The 18,532-nt window shown below is 44.8% G+C and carries 20 protein-coding genes and 1 riboswitch; of the genes, 9 read left to right on the top strand and 11 right to left on the bottom strand.

What is annotated here, in order from left to right; genetic code table 11:
- Positions 1-23 precede the first annotated feature (23 nt).
- Positions 24-185, top strand: a complete 162-nt coding sequence (locus H0266_RS15825) for a hypothetical protein (protein WP_181473391.1) — start codon at positions 24-26, stop codon at positions 183-185.
- Between the two features lie 64 nt (positions 186-249).
- Here the strand turns inward: H0266_RS15825 and H0266_RS15820 are convergent, their stop codons facing one another.
- The 4 genes from H0266_RS15820 to H0266_RS15805 all read right to left on the bottom strand — a co-directional run bounded on the left by H0266_RS15820 (position 250) and on the right by H0266_RS15805 (position 4,399).
- On the bottom strand, positions 250-1,626 hold the full coding sequence (locus H0266_RS15820; protein WP_181473390.1) for a Glu/Leu/Phe/Val family dehydrogenase: 1,377 nt from the start codon (positions 1,624-1,626) through the stop codon (positions 250-252).
- Between the two features lie 147 nt (positions 1,627-1,773).
- Positions 1,774-2,553, bottom strand: a complete 780-nt coding sequence (gene fabI / locus H0266_RS15815) for an enoyl-ACP reductase FabI (RefSeq protein WP_181473389.1) — start codon at positions 2,551-2,553, stop codon at positions 1,774-1,776.
- A gap of 48 nt (positions 2,554-2,601) precedes the next feature.
- Entirely contained in the window at positions 2,602-3,669 is a 1,068-nt protein-coding gene (locus H0266_RS15810; RefSeq protein WP_181473388.1) for a C45 family autoproteolytic acyltransferase/hydrolase, read from the bottom strand.
- 67 nt (positions 3,670-3,736) lie between these two features.
- The gene (locus tag H0266_RS15805; RefSeq protein WP_343063312.1) at positions 3,737-4,399 is read right to left on the bottom strand and encodes a VC0807 family protein; all 663 of its coding nucleotides are present in this window, start codon (positions 4,397-4,399) and stop codon (positions 3,737-3,739) included.
- Positions 4,400-4,614: 215 nt separating this feature from the next.
- Between H0266_RS15805 and H0266_RS15800 the strand changes: the two genes are divergently transcribed.
- Entirely contained in the window at positions 4,615-5,673 is a 1,059-nt protein-coding gene (locus H0266_RS15800; protein WP_181473386.1) for an NAD(P)/FAD-dependent oxidoreductase, read from the top strand.
- A 306-nt stretch (positions 5,674-5,979) separates the two neighbouring features.
- On the opposite strand, the gene H0266_RS15795 is transcribed toward H0266_RS15800, so the two are convergent.
- Entirely contained in the window at positions 5,980-6,915 is a 936-nt protein-coding gene (locus H0266_RS15795; RefSeq protein ID WP_181473385.1) for an ATP-grasp domain-containing protein, read from the bottom strand.
- A gap of 138 nt (positions 6,916-7,053) precedes the next feature.
- Positions 7,054-7,164: riboswitch (TPP riboswitch) on the top strand.
- Positions 7,165-7,299: 135 nt separating this feature from the next.
- Here H0266_RS15795 and H0266_RS15790 point away from each other — a divergent pair.
- From H0266_RS15790 to H0266_RS15770, 5 genes are all read left to right on the top strand, one after another.
- Positions 7,300-8,283 (top strand): ABC transporter substrate-binding protein, encoded by a 984-nt coding sequence (locus H0266_RS15790; protein WP_246364070.1) that lies wholly within the window; start codon positions 7,300-7,302, stop codon positions 8,281-8,283.
- 12 nt (positions 8,284-8,295) lie between these two features.
- Entirely contained in the window at positions 8,296-8,589 is a 294-nt protein-coding gene (locus H0266_RS15785) for a thiamine-binding protein (protein ID WP_181473383.1), read from the top strand.
- The gene (locus H0266_RS15780; RefSeq protein WP_181473382.1) at positions 8,586-9,356 is read left to right on the top strand and encodes an ABC transporter permease; all 771 of its coding nucleotides are present in this window, start codon (positions 8,586-8,588) and stop codon (positions 9,354-9,356) included. Before H0266_RS15785 ends, H0266_RS15780 begins: the two co-directional genes overlap by 4 nt.
- The gene (locus tag H0266_RS15775) at positions 9,349-10,083 is read left to right on the top strand and encodes an ABC transporter ATP-binding protein (RefSeq protein ID WP_181473381.1); all 735 of its coding nucleotides are present in this window, start codon (positions 9,349-9,351) and stop codon (positions 10,081-10,083) included. The genes H0266_RS15780 and H0266_RS15775 overlap by 8 nt, the downstream gene beginning before the upstream one ends.
- A 74-nt stretch (positions 10,084-10,157) precedes the next feature.
- Entirely contained in the window at positions 10,158-10,574 is a 417-nt protein-coding gene (locus H0266_RS15770) for a DUF4395 domain-containing protein (protein ID WP_181473380.1), read from the top strand.
- 369 nt (positions 10,575-10,943) lie between these two features.
- On the opposite strand, the gene H0266_RS15765 is transcribed toward H0266_RS15770, so the two are convergent.
- Positions 10,944-12,392, bottom strand: a complete 1,449-nt coding sequence (locus H0266_RS15765; RefSeq protein ID WP_181473379.1) for a carbon starvation CstA family protein — start codon at positions 12,390-12,392, stop codon at positions 10,944-10,946.
- A 243-nt stretch (positions 12,393-12,635) separates the two neighbouring features.
- Positions 12,636-12,794 (bottom strand): aspartyl-phosphate phosphatase Spo0E family protein, encoded by a 159-nt coding sequence (locus H0266_RS15760; protein ID WP_181473378.1) that lies wholly within the window; start codon positions 12,792-12,794, stop codon positions 12,636-12,638.
- Between the two features lie 161 nt (positions 12,795-12,955).
- On the opposite strand from H0266_RS15760, the gene H0266_RS15755 reads away from it, so the two are divergent.
- The gene (locus H0266_RS15755; RefSeq protein ID WP_181473377.1) at positions 12,956-13,336 is read left to right on the top strand and encodes a RidA family protein; all 381 of its coding nucleotides are present in this window, start codon (positions 12,956-12,958) and stop codon (positions 13,334-13,336) included.
- A gap of 473 nt (positions 13,337-13,809) precedes the next feature.
- Here the strand turns inward: H0266_RS15755 and H0266_RS15750 are convergent, their stop codons facing one another.
- Positions 13,810-14,040 (bottom strand): excisionase family DNA-binding protein, encoded by a 231-nt coding sequence (locus H0266_RS15750; RefSeq protein ID WP_181473376.1) that lies wholly within the window; start codon positions 14,038-14,040, stop codon positions 13,810-13,812.
- 153 nt (positions 14,041-14,193) lie between these two features.
- Here H0266_RS15750 and H0266_RS15745 point away from each other — a divergent pair, with 153 nt between their 5' ends.
- Positions 14,194-15,036 (top strand): DUF1206 domain-containing protein, encoded by an 843-nt coding sequence (locus H0266_RS15745; protein WP_181473375.1) that lies wholly within the window; start codon positions 14,194-14,196, stop codon positions 15,034-15,036.
- 191 nt (positions 15,037-15,227) lie between these two features.
- Here H0266_RS15745 and H0266_RS15740 read toward each other — a convergent pair whose 3' ends face one another.
- The 3 genes from H0266_RS15740 to H0266_RS15730 are packed head-to-tail and all read right to left on the bottom strand — an operon-like array spanning position 15,228 to position 18,499.
- The gene (locus H0266_RS15740) at positions 15,228-16,304 is read right to left on the bottom strand and encodes an acyltransferase family protein (protein WP_181473374.1); all 1,077 of its coding nucleotides are present in this window, start codon (positions 16,302-16,304) and stop codon (positions 15,228-15,230) included.
- Between the two features lie 35 nt (positions 16,305-16,339).
- Positions 16,340-17,104 (bottom strand): glycosyltransferase family 2 protein, encoded by a 765-nt coding sequence (locus tag H0266_RS15735; protein WP_181473373.1) that lies wholly within the window; start codon positions 17,102-17,104, stop codon positions 16,340-16,342.
- A gap of 18 nt (positions 17,105-17,122) precedes the next feature.
- The gene (locus tag H0266_RS15730) at positions 17,123-18,499 is read right to left on the bottom strand and encodes a sugar transferase (protein WP_181473372.1); all 1,377 of its coding nucleotides are present in this window, start codon (positions 18,497-18,499) and stop codon (positions 17,123-17,125) included.
- Between the last annotated feature and the right edge of the window lie 33 nt (positions 18,500-18,532).

Raw genomic sequence — 18,532 nt, 5'->3', positions numbered from 1 at the left:
GAATAATTAAAGGAGGAACTACCATGTTATTTGAAATCCTTTTTGTACTTGTTCTCATTCCCGCTGTTGGATTCATCCTTTCAAAAGCAAATGACCAACTCGAAACAAAAAAATCCCCCAAAACCGAGTATCCCCAGCTAAGACTTGTCGTACCCAATTCCCCACGTGCACTAAGAAAAAGATGAGTTAAGATCAAACCCAAGAAAAATGACAAACTAAAACCTCAGCACATAGGCTGAGGTTTTTCTGTTAGTATAGTCTACCTTGTCTGTACATGATTGTTGATAATTTCATAACCGAATGGATATAGCAGTTTTGTCTCAATGGGAATGGATCACCGAAGAATTGCGGCAGAATCGTATCCATCGTTTCTTTCATTTTATCGAAGAGGCGTTGATACACTTGCTCTTCAGACATGAACTGCGCTTCCCTTCCTTGAATCCACTCATAATAGGAAACGATAACCCCTCCTGCATTCGCTAAGATGTCAGGAACAATCAAAACGCCTTTATCCGCCAAATAGGTATCTGCCCCCTCCGTAATCGGGCCGTTCGCTCCTTCAATAATGAGGCGCGCTTTGATGTTCTCCATATTATCTTCATGAATTTGATCTTCAAGTGCAGCAAGCAAAAGAACATCTACATCCAACTCAAGTAAGTCATCACGCTCTTTGATTTCAGCTTTAATGTCATGTTCTTCAAGCTGACTTTTCTCTGTTGGTAAATCTCCGTCATTATCTTCTGTGTATTTTACAAGTCCTTGCACGTCTAACCCATCATCGTTATAAAGCATCACATTGTGATCACTTACAGCCACTACTTTATTCTGTAAGTAGTTGCACTGAACGGCTTCTAAAGCAGCGACAGAACCTAAATTACCGAAACCTTGCACGGCCATCTTCAACTTTTTGTCCGCTTGATCAAGGGCCGTGTGTGCAAACGTATTCTCTGTATCTCTTAACCACTTTTTGTTTTCCTGAACGAAATTGTGCATCATGTAACGGAACGTAAAGTAGACACCTTTCCCTGTTGATTCTCTTCTTCCCTTCGAACCACCGTTCATAATGCTTTTACCTGTGAAACTATTTCGGTAAGGTTGGCCAGGGTGTGTCGTTTTATATTCCCCCATCATCCAATCCATTTCGCGCTCGCCTGTTCCTACATCTGGAGCAGGAATATCTTTATCAGGACCGAGAATATCATTGAAATACTGGACGTATTTCTTACAAATCAAATTCAATTCTTTCACCGAGTACTCTTTCGGATTGATGCCAACTCCACCTTTTCCTCCTCCGAATGGAAGCTCATGCAAGGCATTTTTCAGTGTCATCAACTTTGCTAAATTGGCTACTTCTTCTTCGTTTACGCTCTCATGGAAGCGAATACCGCCTTTATAAGGGCCTACCGTATCGCTGTGTTGAACACGGAACGATGGAATCCGAACGATACGACCGTTCTCTAACGTAATCCTCAAGAACGATTTATGTATATGGTTCGGTGTGGATAATAGAGCTACTAAAGATTTGAATGCTTGCTCTCTCGTCTGCGATTGTAAGTCAGGTAAAAACGTTTCATCTTCCATTAGTGCTTTAAGTGATTCTTCAATAATAGTTTGTTGGCGTTGCATCGTGATTTCCTCCGTTCGTGTATTTTTACTCACCTAAAAATAGCTTTCCCTAATTCGAAAGTATGAAACGTTTTCAAAAAGCCGTTTTCAAAAGAAAAGAAGCCTTCTCTTATCTAAGAGAAAGCTCCAACAATGAAAGTAACTTATTTACCCCAAAATGTTATAACCGGAATCTACGTAAACAATCTCGCCTGTTACTCCGCGTGATAAATGACTCATCATCGCCAGTGTCATATCCCCTACTTCTTCCTTCGTCACATTCCGTTTCAATGGGGCCGTTTCTTCAATCTTATGCATAATTTCATTGAAGGAAGGAATCCCTTTTGCCGCAAGCGTCCGGATTGCACCTGCTGAGATGGCATTGACACGAATATCATGCTTACCAAGATCTGATGCTAAGTAGCGAACAGAAGCCTCTAAAGATGCTTTCGCAACACCCATGACATTGTATCCTTCCACAACGCGTTCAGCACCGAGGTAGCTCATAGCGATGAATGAACCACCTTCTTTCATAAGTGGTTGAGCCACTTTGGCTACTGCTACAAGTGAATAAGCACTTGTATCTTGCGCGTACGCGAAGCCACTTCTTGAGGTATCGATAAAATCTCCTTTCAAGTCCTCAGCATGTGCAAATGCGATTGAATGAACAATCCCATGCACGCAGTCGACCTTTGATCCAATTTCATCGAAAGCCCCCTTTATACTCTCATCTTCATTTACGTCACATTGAACGATATGCTTCGCTTCAATATCATGCTCGCCAAGCAGCTGCTCGAGTTTCTTCAAGGAACGATCTTTCCGATATGTAAAAATCAAGTTAGCCCCAGCCTTATGAAGGGATTCGGCGACTCCCCATGCCAGGCTGCGTTTGTTGGCGACCCCCATGACAACGATATTCTTCTCTTGCATCTTTAATAAGTCTTCCATCGTCTACCTCCCAATAAAATTCATGATGTACTCGTAGTTTACCACAAATCACTTCTTACCTGACCAATAAGCTTGATCGCTCATATGAGCAAACGGAATATCGGTATCCACCTTTCCTACGATACGCTCATCCTTAAGATCCTCACCGTTCAGCCAAGCAGAAAAGTCAAATTCAACTGGTTGTTGATCGCCACCAAGAGCGAACCATGCTTTTCGTTCATTCGGCAAGTAGCCTGCTGTGTGGATCGTCCCAGCCCAGTTGCTGTACAACTTCGAGAAGACACCTTTATCTGTATCATTCATCAAACGGAATGCATCTTGGGCACTTCCAATAGATGAACGTGAGTGATTAATCGCATCCATCCGTTTCATTGAATCGACGAGGTGGTTTCGGTTTTCTTTTGTTAAGATTTCAAAGTGATTCGTGCATACATCAGCCTGACGGACTTCTACTCCTCTTGGAGACGCTTCGATGACATAGGTGGTGTTACTTCCATCAAACACTGTGTAACTGAATGAGTGACGATGAGGAATATCACGTAACATGTCAACTGCTTCTTCCACGTTTGCACAGGACTCCAAGATCATTCGTCCGATCATACAGCAAATGAATCCATTGCCCGGACGCTTACGGTGCATGAAATTATAGCCCATGACAAGCCCCTTTTCATTCATTCCGTCCATCCGTCCGGTGATGCGCTGCGTTGGACCGATGATCGCATAGCCTTGATCGGTCGGTTGAAACAAGCTGTAGCGTCCTTCATACGTCTTCGGCATATAATCATAGTTCCGAATCAGATACCCATCCCCCGTCATGATCGAGCAGCCTGATCGCTTGTAATCGACGCGGTACCCTCCGAATTCCATCATAATCCGTTCCATCGGCCAGCCGAGCGCATCCCTTAGTCCCAATAGTTCGTTCCATATCCCCGGGGCAAAACGGGTGATCGCCTCTTTCACTTCCTGTTCTTCCACCGTAAATCTAGGCTTTCTCACCTTCCATTGTTTAACGCGATTCGGCACTGTCAACGAGTCTTTCAGCAATTCCCCCTGTTTGTACCCGAAATCATAATGAGTGCCTCGAAACTGCAGAATATCGCTGTATATCTTCTGCATGCTACCATCCTTCTTTCTGCATATTTTATGGTCTCACTTTATCACTTTTCCTATGTACATCAAAAGATCAGGCCCTTACCTGTTCTTCTTCCATTTCCTTCTCTACTTCCTCAATCAATTCGGGTGATTGATTAATCACTTTGCCAACATAAAAGAATCCACCCATGATGATGAATGCCAATCCCCAATTAATGACCTGTCTGAGAATCAACCCTTTATCAAAGGCCTCTACCCCATATTCGGTTATAAGCCATGCTTTAATAGTGGCTAATAGAATGTCCTGAAATGCAAAGGCTATGACGATCCAGTTGAAAAGTTTGAATATCTTCTTTTTGTGAAAAAGCCGCTTACTGAATGCTCGACCATAGCCTTGCATCTCTACAAAATCTAACGCGAAATAGAGCGAGATCGGTCGTTTGATGACGATTGTCACAAGAAACAGGCCGCTCATCACATAAGCGTAAATGACATTATTCCATAACAGGCGAATCGCTGATCCAGACAGAACATCAACCAAAGTCCCGACTACCAGCGTCCCAATCATGTAAATTCCGAAGACATTGAGCTTTTTTAATGCCATGAATCGATAAACGGAATAGATGATTCCAGGTACAGATGATAAGAGCATCGCATAGTAATCCCCGATATGCTCTCGGGTCAAATGCCAGACCGCTAACGGAAAGACTAAATAGAAAATCACATCATACAAAACGAATTTATTTTGATTCACAGACATTCCCCCCTTTTTCATGTACGCACCATGACCAATAGATGTTTCAAAATTCGGCAACTTATATGAAGAAATGCTCAGTTCTTGTAGTTTTTGTGTCTATTTTTTGGTAGTCTTAAAAATGTAAGAAAACCGTAAGCGTTTTCGAAAATCGAAGAAAAAAACCTCCAATGAATAGCAACTCGGATGGATTTTGAAGAAGGTGGTGTGCAGGGATGAAGAGATTAGTGATTTTGGGTGGTGGATACGGCGGCATCAATATTTTGAACGGACTTCTTGAGAACGTACCGAAAGACGTTCGAATTACGGTTGTCGATCGCAACCCATACCATTCTCTCAAGACGGAATTTTATACAATCGCTGCCGGAACAGAGTCGGACAGACATTCACGTGTCGACTTCCCGACTCATGATCAGGTGGATTATGTTTTTGATGAAATTGAAAAAATCGACACAGAAAACGAACAAGTCATTTTGCGTGGCATGACGGAGAACCTCACTTATGATTACTTAGTGATTGGACTTGGGTGTGAAGATAACTATCACGGTATCGAAGGAGCCGAGCAGTTTACCGAGAGTGTCCAAACATTCGCCAAAGCTAGAAGCGCTGGATTTGCTATTGGAAATCTCGGAGCTTACAAGAAGGTGACTGTTGTCGGGGCCGGTCTTAGTGGAATCGAAGTCGCGTCAGAAGTTCGTGAGAGTCGTCCAGATTTGAACATTCGACTGCTCGACCGAGGGGAAACGGTCTTGAAAGCGTTCGATTCTAAGATTCAGAACTACGTAGAAAATTGGTTTGAGAAAAATGACGTAGAAGTCATTCACGGTGCCAATGTCCAATACGTCGAAAAAGATGGCGTTTGCAATAATGGGGTCTGCTATATGAACGACGTAACTGTATGGACGGCAGGCGTGCGCCCTAATTACTTAGTCCGGGAATTGCCTTTTGAAAAGGACCCTCAAGAGAAAGTCATTCTGAACGACTTTTACCAAGTTCCCACCCACCAAAACGTATATGTAGTCGGGGACTGCGCGGCATCAGAGTATTCTCCAAGTGCTCAGCTGGCTGGACAACAAGGGGAGAAAATCGCCGATATCCTTTCCGCTGTACTGAACAACCGTGTACCTGAACGTCCCGGTGAAGTGAAGCTGAAAGGCGCACTAGGTTCTCTCGGCAAGAATGACGGCTTCGGAAACATGTTACAGAAACCGATGACCGGCGTACTGCCACGCCTAGCCAAATCCGGCGTCCTCTGGTTAAGCAAACGTCACTAATTAATAAGGTTCAAACAAAAGCACCTGACATCATGTCAGGTGCTTTGCAGTATGTTGAGAATGCTACTTTCGGTTCTTCCAAGTTGAGAAGGGACCGGTGGCGTGGAAACGAGGAGACTCCCGCGGGAGAAGGACTCAAGCGAGACCCCACAGAGAGTGTTAACGAACGAGGAGGCTTGCCGGCTCCCCCGCAGGAAAGCGAGTCGTTTTCCATCCCACGTTATTCTTACATGATTTAACAGAACCTCTTCACAAACTTCTTCTAGCAGCTTGATAAAGAGCCTAACATACATCAGTCTGCCCATGTTACGTTGTGACCGCTTTTAATTGGCTTTCTAAATAGCGGGCAAGCTCTAGCATTCCGTATACACCCGCGACCTCTTCCGCATCTGAATTATAGTTCGTATTCGTGTTGACATCATAAGCATACACATTGCCATCTCGGTCCTCAATGGCCTCGATAGCCGCAACGTCCACTTCATTTTGTTCTAAAAACCGTTCATACGAATCTATGAAATCGGGACGATAGTTTTCCAGGATTTCAAATTTTGCTTTTGACGGTCCATCTGTCGGGCAGTGAAGATCTTCGATAGAACAGGCATCTGCCGGGCATAGTTCGAAACCTTCTGACGTATCGACTTTGACTCCATACAAAAATTTGCCGCCGACGAACTCATGACGAATGATAAATGGTTCCGGTGCTTCGACGTATTGCTGGAGAAGGGTAATCCCGTCGACAGGCTCTTCGAAAGATTCACCCTCTACATATTGGCGCAAGGCTTCATGAGAGTGGAACAACTGCACGCCCTGCCCTTTTCCTGCACGGTTATGTTTCGTAATGAAAGAATCTTCACCGAGCTTTTCGGCCGCCTCTAGAATCTGTTTCTTCCCGACAGCTGCTATCGTGGCCGGTGTCTCGACACCCGCTCCATTCAATGCCATATATTGATTCACTTTACTCACTTCAAGTCGAAGCGCACGACTTCCGTTGATCACCTTTCGTCCATGACGTTCAAGCCATGCTAAGACAGCTTCTGTATATTCAGGGGCAAAACGGTGGTCTCTCGTATGCGATGATGCGCTGATTCTATTATAAAAAATCCCTTCAGATGGTTCACTCGTCAAATCCAATTTCCCTTCATCGAGGTGCCACAATTCATAAGGTACACCTAACTCTTGTAATCGTACGACTAAATGATCCGTCCATTCATTATTCTCATGGATGACATAGATTTTACTCACAGAATGAACTCCTCCCTCTTTAAAACTACTCTCATTTTAACATAAAACCAATTTGATTACTCGGAATTAAATTCAACTTGATTAATCTATGAAACTATGGCAAAGTATGGTGTGAAGATTCGTTTATTCAATGGAATAGGTTATATGTAGGGGGACCAGTGGAGCTGGTTGAGATTGTATCCTTTTTGATACTGACCCTTAGAACCTGATCTGGTTTATACCAGCGTAGGGAACATCCGAAACGACTCATAACTCGTTAACGATATTCGGCACCCTAGGTATAACTAGGGTGCCTTTTTATATTCACCCTGTTACGCCTTGCGACGCCCCCTCTCTACACCTTCATGACTTAAACGAAAATCATTGATTATGGAGGGAACATACTTGAAGAAATTTGTGTTATTTTTAATGATCGCTTTGTCTCTGGCCGCTTGTTCAAACAGTGAAGGAGCAAGCACAGATGCACAGGAGACGAAAGACGTGAAACTCGTCCTCGATTGGACACCGAATACGAACCACACTGGACTTTATGTTGCAAAAGCCAAAGGGTACTTTGAAGAGCAAGGTTTAGATGTAGAGATCATGCTTCCTGGTGAAGCCGGGGCCGATCAACTCGTCGCCTCGGGGCAGGCGGACTTCGGAATCAGTGCTCAAGAAACGTTGACCGAAGCACGCATTCAGGATATCCCTGTCGTTTCGATTGGAGCGATCATCCAGCATAATACATCTGGCTTCGCTTCACCCAAAGACAAAGACATCACCTCCCCCGCTGATTACGAAGGCAAAACTTACGGTGGATGGGGAGCACCTGTTGAGAAAGCCGTTCTTGATTCGTTGATGAAGAAAGAAGATGCTGACGTTGAGAAGGTCGACATCGTCAATATGGGAAATTCAGACTTCTTCACAGCTGTTGAAAGAGATATTGATTTTGCCTGGATCTACTATGGCTGGACTGGCGTTGAAGCTGAGCTCCGCGGTCAGGAACTGAACATGCAATACTTAACGGATTATTCCGAGAAACTCGATTACTATACGCCGGTCATCACGACGAATGAAACGATGGTCGAAGAGGATTCTGAAATCGTTCAGTCCTTCATGGCAGCGGCAACAAAAGGATATCAGTTCGCCATCGATCACCCTCAAGAGGCTGCGGATCACCTGATCGAGGCTGTCCCAGACTTGGATCCGGAATTAGTCCGTGCCAGCCAGGAGTGGTTATCGCCGAAATATAAAGACGATGCAGAACGCTGGGGACAACAGGAGCTCTCTGTTTGGAGCAATTACGCCGAATGGATGCTTGAGAACGGACTGCTTGAAGAGGAGCTTGATGCAGAAGCGGCCTTTACGAACGAATTTCTACCACAATAAGGAGGATGCTAGATGAGTAATTCACTAGTCAGTATTCAAATTATCCCGAAGACAAAAGATGGAGAGGATGTCATCCCATACGTCGATGAAGCGATTTCCATCATACACAACTCTGGTCTTACTTATGAAGTCCATCCACTTGAAACGACGATTGAAGGGGATTTATCCGAAATCTTTGCTTTGATTGAAAGAATGAACGAAGCGATGATTGAACGTGGCAGTTCAAATGTCATTTCTCAAATCAAAGTCTTGTACCAACCAACTGGTGCCTCCATGAACCAACTGACAGAGAAGTATCGAGGATGAAAAAAGCGATACAAAAAGGATGGAGACCCATAGTGGTCCTCATCCTTTTACTTATTGTCTGGGAAATAAGCAGTCGAATGCTGCAGATTCCTGATTGGTTGCTGCCAGCGCCCACATTGATCTTCACAGAAGGACTACAAGGTTGGTCCAGCTATTCACCGCACTTATTTTCGACCATCCGGCTGACGGTCACCGGCTTCATCATCGGATCTGCTTTCGGGTTGATGGTGGCGACTGCCCTTCATCTTATGCCGCGCATACGAGAAGCCGTCTACCCCTTACTGATCGTGTCACAAAACATCCCGATTATCGTACTCGCACCACTGCTCGTCATTTGGTTCGGTTTTGGCGTATTGCCGAAGTTGATCATTATCGTTCTCGTTTGTTTCTTCCCTATCGCCGTTGCGACGATGGATGGATTCAGACAGACTAAGGAAGAATTCATTCACTATATGAAAATGGCAGGCGCTACGAAACGCCAAATTTTCTGGAAGGTCGAATGGCCGTATGCGCTCCCTTCGATTTTTTCCGGACTGAAAATATCGGCAACGTACAGCGTTATGGGAGCCGTCATTTCTGAATGGCTCGGAGCAAACAAAGGAATCGGCGTATATATGACGCTGGCCTCCTCATCGTTTCGAACCGACCGGGTGTTTGTCGCCATATTCCTGATCGTCGTTCTCAGTATGCTGTTTTTCTTATTGATCAATCAATGGGAACGTTGGGTGCTGCGTTATCAAAGGAAGGGAGATGAGAAGAATGGCTAAATTGGAACTCGATCGTCTTGCTAAAACATTCGGCAAGCATCAGGTCATTGATGGATTGTCGTTTGATGTAAAGGATAAAGAATTCGTATCTGTTCTAGGTCCTTCCGGCAGTGGAAAAAGCACCTTATTCCACCTCATCGGCGGGCTTTATCAGCCGGATGATGGTGACATTCGATTAGGTGGCAAGTCGATTGTCGGACAAAAAGGAGCGATCAGCTATATGCCCCAAAGCTCCACTCTCTTCCCTTGGCGAACTCTTGAGGAGAATGTCCTTCTTGGTGCGGAGATTGCCGGAAACGTCGACCGTGATCATGCCCTTTCGATGATTGAAAAAGCTGGACTGAGCGGATTCGAGTCCGCTTATCCTCATCAGCTTTCCGGAGGAATGAAGCAGCGCGCTTCCTTCATTCGCAGTCTTCTAAGCCCTCAATCACTCATATGTCTCGATGAACCCTTCTCCGCACTCGATGAGTTCACTAGACAGGAAATGCAGCAGTGGCTTTTGTCCACATGGGAGGAACATCAACGCTCCATCCTCTTCATCACGCATAATATTGAAGAGGCGATCTTTTTATCAGACCGCGTCATCGTATTGTCAGACCGACCGGCAACGATGCGGAAGGAATTCCAGATTCCTTTTGCAAGACCACGGGATCCTTCGCTTATTTTGTCTACCGAGTTTTTGGAATGGAAAAAAGAGATTCATCATTCACTACGAACACTTTAATAAAGAGAATGAAGCACCTTCCTTTATTCCGAGTAATACACTATGTATAATAAAATTAAAGGAAGGTGAAGCGAATGAGCATTCCAAAGCCACTCGTCCAATTAAACCAAGCTTTTATCGTATTGACTGTTATTCTAGGTCTACTCCTTCACTATACATGGTTATGGGTTCCATTCATCGTCGGGGTCGTAACCTTAATCTCGAAGAATAATCCTGTCATCAAGCTAGGGCAGAACTTCTTAAGGAAGCCGCTGAACTCCTATACACCAGAAGATGCGGATCAGCAGCGCTTCAACCAGTGGATCGCCACAATTTGTCTAGGCCTTGCTCTTGTCTTTTTCACAACAGGCATCGAGTTTCTAGGGATCGCGTTCAGCTTGATGGTATTAGGGGCAGCTGGTATTGCGTTAATGGGATACTGTATTGGCTGTACGATCAGATACCGTTATATGATGTGGAAAAATCGTCGCCTCAAAGCGCAGCGTTCTTAATATGTTCAAGCTAACAAACGACGACCAGATCAAGAGATCTGGTCGTTTGGTTTTCATAGACAATTGTAGATATCGTGTGGATAGTCTTTATTTCCCTTAACCGTTTTCCACGTTATGAAGCTTCGAAACTGCGGAGAGAACCTCTATCTCGTCCCTTTTATTAATAGAAAACTCTTAAAGGGGTTTAGACAGATTCTCTCAACTCTTTTGACGGATGAAGGTCACAAAACGGTCGAGAACACGGGGATCTCTACCATTTCCGAAAGCGATACTACATAAATCGGTTTAGAATAGCATTCCCATGCTAGACTCCTTCCCCAGCACAAAAACAGAGCCGCTTCTCTATTTGAGAAACGGTTCCCTTATGCGTTATCCAGCTTTTCGAACTATGTCTTCTTCGACTTTCTTTACCTGCTTCTGTTTTCTGAGGCGATACATGAACCAACCGACGACAAGCAGCCAAATCCCTGCACCTAGCACCATGGATAGGCTATAGGAAAGCCCGAAGCCTTCTGGTGCATAAAAAATGTAGGAACTTACGACAGCGGTCATAAATAAAGCCGGTACACTACAAATCCAGTGGAACTTGTTGTTTTCTAGTAAATACATAGCTCCCGTCCACAACATGACGGTTGCGACAACCTGGTTCGACCAACCTACATAACGCCACAAGAAACTATAGTCCATTTGCGTTAACATAAATGTCGGTACCGCTACGGGAATAGCCAGTAGCACCGGAGCCCATTTACTATCGAAATCTTTTTTGCGGATTTCTTTAAAAAAGTCAGCCAGCATCATTCTTGAAGAACGCAAGGCTGTATCTCCTGTCGTGATAGGCAGAATGATGACACCGAGAACCGCCAAGATACCCCCGAACGTTCCAAGTGTAGTCGTACTGATTTCGTTTACGACTCCAGCTGGTCCACCAGCATCAAGAGCGGATTGAAGCGCACCTGTACTTCCGAAGAAGGTCATACCGGCAGCCGCCCAGATCAAGGCTATGATTCCTTCTGCAATCATAGCACCGTAAAAGACTTTTCTTCCTTCACTCTCTTTCTTCAACGTTCGAGCAAGAATCGGACTTTGTGTACTATGGAACCCTGAGATCGCTCCGCAGGAAATGGTCACCATCAACATCGGCCAAATTGGCAGATTGTCAGGGTGTAGATTGTTTACGGTCAAGTTCGGAATTGATTGATCGAAGAAGAACATCCCGATTCCGATTGAAACGGCCATGAAAATAAGAACCGCTCCGAAGATCGGATACACTTTTCCGATGATTTTGTTGATAGGCAGCAATGTAGCGACAAGGAAATAAGTAAAGATAATAACGATCGATGTAAAGAACCCTAATGGAGTCACCTCTGCCATCAATTGGGCTGGTCCTGCCGTAAAGGCTGCAGCGACAAGCACCATCAACGCAATCGACAAAAGGTTGATGACCGAGCGTGCAGGTCTTCCTAAGTATTTTCCTACGAGTGTCGGATACTGAGCTCCGTTATGACGAAGAGATAGCATTCCAGAGAAATAATCGTGTACCGCTCCTGCAAAAATACTTCCGACTACAATCCAGATAAAAGCTACCGGTCCATAAAGTGCACCTAACACCGCGCCGAAAATAGGACCAAGACCTGCTATATTCAATAGTTGGATCAGACTCGCTTTCCACCAACTCATCGGCATATAATCAAAGCCATCATTTTTTGTGTACGCCGGCGTCTTCTGTTGATCATCGATGCCGAAAATTCGTTCAACCACCTTTGCGTAAACTAGATAGCCGACAACTAATAATAAAATGGACGCGATAAACGTGATCATCGCTGAGCCTCCCCTCAAAAATGAATGTAAGGAGTATTCTAGCGACATCTCTCCACGCTGACAACCCGTTTTCTGAAAATTTATTATTTTTATCTTTTTTTTCTTAAATATAAAGCGTTTCCACCTAACATATGCCCGCTTTTCGTTTAGGGCACGCTTTTGAATCCATAGAAAAAGCAGATCCACAAGTGGTCTGCACAAGAAAATATATCGTCTCTATTCCGTTTTATGATTTTCGTTGTACTAGTTCGTTGGATCTTGTTTAGCATACTGATTGAGTAACTGATCCAACTCCTGTGATACTTCAAGCAGTCGTTCATCCTGAGGGTTCTCTTCATACATCCGGTACATCTTCAAACGCAACACTTCGATTTGTTCTTCTAAACCGTTCTTCTGCTGCATCTTTTTCACTGCCTTTCGTAGATTGCATAGCTCATATAGAATGGATACATCCATAGATAGGTGCCCACAAAATCCTACAAGAGCGGGTGGATTTTTATTTCTGTATTCGTCTTCTCGTGTTAGGATGAGATAAACCAATCCCTACATAGGAGGAATGTTTTATGTTCAAACCGATTTCAACCAATCAAGCACCCGCTGCGATCGGCCCCTATTCACAAGCTGTAGATCTCGGCAATATGCTGTTCATCTCAGGCCAGATCCCTCTCGATCCGAACACCATGGAATTTGTGTCTGAAGATATCGAGGCTCAAACGCATCAAGTGATGAAAAACGTTGGTGCGATTCTAAAAGAAGCTGGACTGGATTATCAACACCTAGCGAAAGCTTCCATATTCTTGGATTCCATGGACGACTTCAGCAAAGTGAACGACATTTATGCAAGCTATCTCAGCGAACCATATCCAGCAAGAGCAGCCGTAGAAGTCAGTCGACTACCCAAAGGCGCAAAAGTCGAGATTGAAGCAATCGCTGTAAAAAACTAAGTCACCCAAAGCAGTGCAGTCATGCACTGCTTTTTCAATGTGCCCGAGAAAGCCACTTTCGGTTCCTCCACAATGAGAAGAACCGATGGCGTGGAAACGACTCCCTTTCCGCAGGAGGCGGTGAGCTTCCTCGATCGCTTCGCGACCTGCGGGATCTCACCCAAGCCTCAGAATCCTGCAGGAGTGTCGCCGTTTCCACGCCACCTCACCTCAGGAAGACTGAACCTCTAGAGATTCAACTATAAGGTTGAGCGCTACTGATGACAACACAATGTTTGGAGAGGTTCTGTTCTCACTATTTGTAGCATAGTGGGATGGAAAACGGGGAGACTCCCGCGGGAGAAGGACCTAGGCGAGACCCCACAGAGAGTGTCAACGAACGAGGAGGCTTGCCGGCTCCCCCGCAGGAAAGCGAGTCGTTTTCCATCTCACGGTATTCTTATATGATTAGCCAGAACCTCTGCGCTGCTTTTTTAATCTTCGTCTTTTACATCCGGGTCCTCAGGTATCGGTTCATCCAAATATGCTTGAATCATCGCCCGGTATTTCTCCATCTGCTCTAAATGAGACTGAAATTGTTCGCGGTTGATTAAGTATTGCTCCCCGTCATGAAGAAAACGTATCTGATTTTCCCTCACAAGACGAGCGATATATTCTTCCGGCAGTTCTAAATACTCCGCCGTTTGTTTGACTGTTAGATACATCCTATCACCTTCTCATTTTTTTATCATAACATATCTGATATTCAATTCTGATCTCCCTTCAATAGGTACTAGGTATCAACGTTAAGATTCCTAGTTTCTGTATTTCATTAATAGGGAAACACTTATACATCACAATCGAGGAGGATCGGTACAATGAGTGCAACCATGCAAGCAAAAGCATCATCAGAAAAAGCCAAAGAAGAAATCAAACCTTGGATTCGACGAATTGGCCGTTTCGGTTACATGTCAAAAGGCGTCGTTTATGCGCTTGTCGGAATATTAACATTCATGGCGGCTATCGGGGTCGGAGGTAAAATGACAGGTACGAGCGGAATGTTCCGAACCGTCGCAAGCGTCCCGTTCGGAGAATTCCTATTATGGGTCATCGGCATCGGCGTCATCGGCTATATCATGTGGTCTTTTATAAAAGCCATCAAAGATCCTCATAACAAGGGGAAGGATGCAAAAGGAATCGTGACGAGAATAGGTTATGCCGTGAGCGGTCTCATTTATACGGGGCTTGCTGTAAATGCGATACAAATCGCAATGCACTCGGGATCAGGTGGTGGAAATACCAACCAAACGATTTCTGCGATGCTGCTTGGTCAACCGTTTGGCAGGTTCTTGGTTGGTGCCCTTGGACTAATCGTCATCGGGTACGGAATCAAAGAGTTTTATCAAGGCTTCACAGAGAATTTCATGTCTAAATTCCAAACTTCTGAAATGGATCAACACGAAAGAAAGATTGCCAGAAACGCTGGTAAAATGGGCTTAATGGCTCGTGGTATCGTGCTTGGAATGATCGGGTTCTTCTTCACCCTTACCGCATGGACCGCTGATCCATCCGAAACGAAAGGATTGGATGGTGCCCTTTCAGAGCTCGCCCGACAGCCATATGGCAGCTATTTACTCGGTGCTGTAGCGCTAGGATTCATTTTATATGGTATTTATCAGATGGCGCGTGGGCGTTATCAGCATATGAGCTTCGGAAAATAAATCATCATAAATAGAAAAAAGCCTCCCTTCTTTGAGGGAGGCTTTCGAATTTTGAGGCGAATGTACCGACGACCACATTCGTCGTTTAGCTTTTCAGCATATACTCCGTCTTACACAAACAGCTCATCGCCTCCTTACTATACCACGGTCCACTTCCTTGCACAATAGAGAATCTGTTCCACCCCTTTCTTTTATAGGGGCGATTGTGATTCAGTCATGGGAACAGGCAGGGGAGATTGTGTTTTTCGTTGCTTACGATGAAGGAACTTCCCTCGTAAATACGTATTCATCGGCTTTTCAATCACGATATAGACGAGGCAGCTTGATAAGACAGACAACACGATCAAAAACAGGAGCGACAAGAAGGAACCGAACAACGCCTCCATACCGAGCCTACTCCAAATATAAATATAAAGTTGCAAAAAAGGACCGTGAGCAATATAGATCGAATAGGAGGCATCACCAAGAAAGGATAAGGGTGCAGGAACTTTACGATCTTTTTTGTCTTTTTCTGCGATTGCGGTTACGACGAGTATGGCAAATATCCAGTAGAATAAGACAGGAGACAGATCGATAAAACCATAGTTATTATTTACCCACACTCCTATGAACCCAGCTAATCCGATGACGAGCAGCCAATCAGGCTTTGGAATGGTGAATCGTAACGTAACATATGCGACCACACTTCCTGAAAGAATTTCGACGATGCTTATACTGAACCAGAACGGCTGCAAGAAAACAACACCTGGGATCGCTGCTAGCAAAGTTAAGATAGACCATATAAAGATAAGAGGCAAGAAGACTTTTGGGAGATATAAATAAGCGCTGAACAACAGATAAAAAGCGAAGATATAGGTTAATGACCACGCAGAAGCGAGTATAGGTTCACCAGGAAGAAGGAAGAACGACCTCCATATTTGACCGTCCGTCATCTCTTGAGCGGCAAACGGAAGAAAGAGGGCCGCGAGCAGTGCCACGGTTGTGAACAGCCAATACAGAGGGAAGATACGGATCGTTCGTTTCATCAGGAACTTAGATACTTTCCCCTTCTCCCCAGCCTGTCCATGATACATATAATAAATCATGAAACCCGTAATGATGAAGAAAAAGTCTACTCCCCCTGTCCGTTCCCAACTCCCCATTTGTAACCAGTCATAGCCCCACTCATCCAGAAACACGACATTGGCATGGCCGATCAATACGAAAATGATGGCGATAGCTCGTGCGATTTGGATCAAATTCAAGCGCCTTCGTCTCGTCTGCTTCACTGTTTCCACTCTCCATCCTGACCTCGCAAAGAACTCTACGAGGTCCTTGAATGTTTTTTGAATGCGTGAAACGAATAGTTTGCGAAATACCACATCGAATGAGGGATCGTAATCTTTCCTACTTTTCGATACGTATTCCACGTTTTTCTGGCTGACTTCCACTTGTTACTGGATAAGGACTGATCACATTTGCGGTAAACGGCCAATTCTTCATCTATGCCGAGTGCTGTAATTCCTTGAGATAGAATCGACAGCCAAAACCCGAAATCCTCGGAACAGTCCCGATACAAAGGCATCCTCAAAGGACCGATTGCTTTCTGATCGATCACGACCGTCAATGTTCCAATCGATGTATTCTTCAATAAGTCTTGATAGCTGACTTGCTGCGGTACGTGAAATACTACGTCTGATTGAATCCCGTCTTCACTCATGATTCGATATGACGTGAAAGAGAAAGCAGCTTGATGTTCTTTCATAAGTTCTAACTGTCTCGACAACTTGTTAGGTTTCCATACATCATCGCTATCCAAAAACGCAATGTAACGTCCGTTAGCGGCCTGAAGCGCTGTATTCCTCGCATGGGCCGGCCCTCCATTCTCGTTCAATGCGATCAAATGAATGCGCGGATCTTTTCGGATTTCCTCTTCAATGATGCGAACCGTTTCATCTTTTGAACAATCATCCACTATCCACATTTCCCAATTCTCATGAGTCTGAGATTGAACAGAACGTATGGTTTCCCTCACATAGCGAGCAGCATTATAAGCGGGTGTAATAATGGAAACTTTCTCTTCAACCATTCGGTCATCCCTCCTGAATTAGTGGACTGCTTTTTGATGGTTAAGTTTTCGCGCTGTCTCTTCTTCGCGCAGCACAGCCGGAATTGATTCCAACCCTTTCGCCTGTTCACGTTGAAGCATGACTCTTATGGTTTGTAGCAGAATCCGAAAATCAAGACCGAGCGAATATTGACGGACATACATCAAATCGTAACGGAGCTTATCTTCGACTGATGTCGTGTAATTTCCTGAAATTTGGGCGAGACCGGTAATTCCAGGTTTCACATTCATCCGTTGACGGTAGTTCGCGTATTGTTCATCAAAGAGCAGGACGAAGTGTTCCCTCTCTGGTCTTGGACCGATCAGACTCATGTCTCCTTTGAGGACATTGAGCAACTGAGGCAGCTCATCGAGTCTTGTCGCACGAATCATAGCTCCCACCGGTGTAATGCGAGGATCTTTATCTGTCGCGAGTACTGGCCCAGTCTTCTGTTCTGCATCCTGCACCATGCTTCTGAACTTATAGATATGAAATGGTTTTCCATTCAGGCCGAGACGCTCCTGTTTAAAGAATGCCGGACCTTTGGACGTCATCGATACCATCAAGTAGACGATGATAAAGATAGGGCTGGTGAGAACAAGGAGCATGATGGCAACGATGATATCCACACTCCTCTTCACGACTCTCTCGTCCTTCGATATATACAAAGGTCTTATGGAAAAAACGATCATATCATCCACTTGCTCTGTGTGAGCACTGCGAATCGATAAGTCGTACATTTCAGGAATGATCAGTACTTCTTTTCCGTACTTCTCCCCCATTTCGGATGCCATTCGCTTCTGCGTTTGGCTCATGGATGGACTGAGCAGCAACGTATCCACTTCATGCATCACAGAGAGCAGCCGCTCTTCATCAAATGCATCTAAGTGGCCGGTGATCTGCACCCGACCTTCGTGCTGACGCATCAGCTTTTGGATAAATGCCTGACTGTCCTGGGACCCTTCACCAATGAACCATACCGAACGTGGACGCCTCCATTTCTTACTTATGTGCCAAACGGTAATCCGAAGGCCTAGAACCAACACGGTCTGGATCGTCCCGGCGACAATGACGAATGAATAAGTAAACCAGGACGTAACAGTTGTCACCACCAACAGGGAAGCAACGCTGAGCATCATTCCTGACACAAGAGTGTAGAGAAGGGTCATCCACGATTTCCTCCTCCAGTCAGAATATACATCCAAAGAAGAAAAGATGAAGAAGGCTACACCAAGCGCTACGGCTATAGATAGGGGGGGTAATATCATTGAATGAAAGAAGAGTTCACGAGCCAGCCAAAACCCTAAAAATAGGAGAGTCAAATCGATTCCGGTCCAAAACGATTGCTTCAATCCACCATTGTTCAAATCGTTCATCATGGATATCCTCCCTATAAATCTTTTATGAGA

The sequence above is a fragment of the Halobacillus locisalis genome (genome assembly GCF_013694105.1).
Classification (GTDB): Bacteria; Bacillota; Bacilli; order Bacillales; family Halobacillaceae; genus Halobacillus; species Halobacillus locisalis.
The sequence above is the reverse complement of the archived record's forward strand: the minus strand, read 5'-3'. Positions and strand labels throughout refer to the sequence as shown.